This is a genomic window from Oscillibacter sp. CAG:155, assembly GCA_000436875.1.
Classification (GTDB): Bacteria; Bacillota; Clostridia; order Oscillospirales; family Oscillospiraceae; genus Oscillibacter.
This window is the reverse complement of record FR890906.1, coordinates 1-3359: the sequence shown is the minus strand read 5'-3', so window position 1 is coordinate 3359 and position 3359 is coordinate 1. Positions and strand designations below refer to the sequence as shown.

The 3359-nt window shown below is 57.7% G+C and carries 1 protein-coding gene and 1 pseudogene; one reads left to right on the top strand and one right to left on the bottom strand.

Going from position 1 to position 3359, the window contains the following annotated elements; all coding sequences use genetic code 11:
- Positions 1-1915: pseudogene (locus QZL67_RS05705) on the bottom strand (InlB B-repeat-containing protein); the annotation flags it as partial.
- A gap of 273 nt (positions 1916-2188) precedes the next feature.
- On the opposite strand from QZL67_RS05705, the gene prfB reads away from it, so the two are divergent.
- Positions 2189-3316: a peptide chain release factor 2 gene (gene prfB, locus QZL67_RS05700; protein WP_022289786.1), complete on the top strand. Its 1128-nt coding sequence runs from the start codon at positions 2189-2191 to the stop codon at positions 3314-3316.
- Positions 3317-3359: the final 43 nt, after the last annotated feature.

Here is a 3359-nt window from a genome sequence, read left to right as displayed (position 1 = left end):
GGCTGTCGGAATAGTAGGCGGTGAAGTGCAGCGTGACGGCCTTGTCGAAGTTGTCGCCGGCCACAAAGCTCAGATCATCCAGGGCATACTTGCCGTAATCGCTGTCGTTGTAATAGAAATCGTAATCGTCGATGGTGGAGTCAGAGAAGGACTTTTCGTTCTTGCCGTCGTAGTCGAAGTACACCAGGCCGGACTTGGAGGAACTGAGGGTGTCGTCGGTCTTGAAGGAGACATAACGCAGGGTGTAGCCGCTGTACTCCTTCTGGAAGAAATCGTTGAAGTCCTTGCGGTCGAACTTCACCTCGTCTCCGGCGTCCACCTCGTAGGTGATGTCGCCCTCCTCCACGTCGCCTACAAGGATCTTGACCTTGCCGTCCACATAGCGGCTGCTGGAGTAATAGGCCCGGAAGTCCAGTGTGACGGTACGCTCACTGTCGCCGGAGACAAAGCTCAGGCTGTTGAGGTCGTAATCCCCGTCACTGGAACTGTAATAGAACCGCTCATCTTCCAGACTGCTGGCGGAGAAGGACTTCTCGTCTTTCCCGTTATAGTCATAATAGACGGTGCCCCGGGAAGAGGAGAGGGTGTCATCGGTTTCAAAGGTGACATATTCCAAAGTGTAATTGCTGTACTCCTCCTGGAATACCTCGTTGAAGTCCCGGCGGTCAAAGTCCACCGTGTCATTGGTGTCCACCTTGTAGGTGATGATGTGGGAGCTGCTGGTGCCGCCCTCCACCTCAATGGTCAGGGTGCCTTCGGCGTATTTGGAGCTGGAGTAGCAGGCCCGGAAGTCCAGTGTGACGGTGCGGGACTCGTCACCGGCCACGAAGGACAGGTCATCCAGCGCATAATCGCCGTAGTCACTGTCGCTGTAATAGAACCGCTCATCTTCCAGGCTGCTGCGGGTGAAGGCTTTCTCGTCCGAACCGCCGTAGTCATAGTAGACGGTGCCCCGGGAGGTGGAGAGAGTGTCGCTCGTCTCAAATTCCACCCAGCGCAGGGAGCCGGAGGAGAAGGCGTTTTCATAGACGTCCCGGAAATCGCTGCGGTCAAAGGAAACCTGTTTGCCCGCACGGATATAATAGGTAAAGGTGTTGCTGGAAGTGATATTGTAAACCGCGTAATATGTGGTGTTGCCGGTCAGGGAAGTGCTGGCCACCTGGGAAGAGCTCTTGTAGCTCTGGCCGTTGTAGATGGCGGAGCTGCCGGGGTTGGAGGTGGTCCAGCCAACGAAGGAGTAAGTCTTGCCGCTCTCGGATTTGGAGGGCGTGCCGGGGTTGGAGGGCGTGGAGCCCTTGGTGATGGTCTGGGTGCTGTATGTGCTGGAGCCGTTCATGAAGGTGACGGTGATCCGGTTGGTCACCGGCATGCCGCCCCGCTTGCACACATCGCAGATGCCGTCGCCGTTGGAATCCGTGTGGGCGGTTTTTGCGGAGGTGCCGCCGCAGACGGTGCAGATCTGCCAGTGATAGCTGGCATCGCTGGAATACTCGCCGGAGCGGAAGGTGTGGCTGGCCTCATCGAGGTGCTGGGGGCAGCCGGGCGTCACCGTGCAGGCGTGCCAGTGCTTGGTGTCGTTCCAGGACCAGTCGGAGGCTGCCTTGTGGTCGTTGGTAGCGGGGATGGACACCGTCTTTCTATACTTGCAGACGGTGCACTCCTGATACCCCTCGCCAGGCTGGAAGCAGGTGGCATCCTTGGTGGTGACGATGAGCCCGAAGTTGTGGGGTTCATAGGCGCTCTTGGCTTGACAGCCCGGATCGGTGCAGACATGCCAGTGATCAGACGCGTCACTGGACCAGTCCGGGGAGTAGTGGTGCTCCTCATCATCTGCCAGGGCGGCGGGGACCAGGCTCACCACCATGACCAATGTCAGCAGGCCTGCCAACAGGCGTTTTTTCCATAAACCTTTCATAGTTCTCCCTCCATAATGCGCTCTGATGGATGGTTTCTCTCTACTTGTACCATATCGAAAAAGCCCTCTCAAATCATGAACAAATTATGAACAAAGATGTACCGCGCATAAAATTTCCCAGGAAATATCTTCCTGAGGCACCGGAAAGGATACAAGATGCACGGATTTGGCCGGTTTTAGGAAGATTCTGCACGTTTTCCTTTACAAAATATATTTCCTTCGGTATAATACTATGGCTAATGAAATTCGAGTGAAAAGGAGCAGAGAAACGCCATGGCTTTGATCGAATACGACGCCTACAAGCAAAAGCTGCGGGATCTGGAGCCCGAGCTGGACAAGCTCTCGGCGGCCCTGGATCTGGACGGCGCCCGGGCCGAGGCGCAGCGTCTGGAGGATGAGACGGCCCAGGACGGGTTCTGGAACGATCTGGAGCGGTCCCAGAAGGTCCAGCAGCGGCTCAAGCAGCTGCAGAACAAGATCAGCCGTCAGGAAAAGCTCATTACCGAGTGGCAGGATCTCACCGCCCTGTGCGAGATGGGACAGGAGGCAGACGACGCCGAACTCCTGGAGGAGCTCAAGACCGGCTTTGACCAGCTGGAGACCCGGCTGGAGGAGGCGCGGCTGACCACGCTGCTCTCCGGTGAATACGATAACCACAATGCTATTTTGACCTTCCACGCCGGTGCCGGCGGCACCGAGGCCCAGGACTGGGCCCAGATGCTCTATCGGATGTACACCCGCTGGGCGGAGCGGCATGACTTTACCTATCAGATCCTGGATTACGAGGACGGCGACGAGGCGGGCATCAAGTCCGCATCCATCTCCATCCAGGGCGAGAACGCTTATGGCCTCCTGAAGAGTGAAAACGGCGTGCACCGGCTGGTGCGGGTCTCCCCCTTCGACGCCAACGCCCGGCGGCAGACCTCCTTTGCCGCTCTGGAAGTGATGCCGGAGATCGCTGACGACGATGAGATTGAGATCCGGGACGAGGATATCGAGATGCAGGTCTACCGGGCCAGCGGCGCCGGCGGCCAGCACGTCAACAAGACCTCCTCCGCCGTCCGGCTGATCCACAAGCCCACCGGCATCGTGGTGGCCTCCCAGCAGGAGCGCAGCCAGTTCCAGAACCGGGACAACTGCATGAAGATGCTCAAGTCCAAGCTGATGGAACTCAAGGCCCAGCAGCACGCGGAGAAGATCTCCGACATCAAGGGCGTTCAGATGAAGATCGAGTGGGGCAGCCAGATCCGCTCCTATGTCTTCATGCCCTACCAGATGGTGAAGGATACCCGTACCTCCTATGAGACCAGCAACATCGACGCCGTGATGGACGGCGATCTGGATGGCTTTATCAATGCTTACCTCACCCAGTTGGCAACCGGCGAACTGACCAAGAAGTAATCGCCGGCAGAGGAGGCAGCAAACTGTCGACAAAACGGCGCGG

Excerpts from the sequence above, each read along its gene's own strand:
- prfB (WP_022289786.1), top strand. The coding sequence starts at position 2,189 with ATGGCTTTGATCGAATACGACGCCTACAAGCAAAAGCTGCGGGATCTG.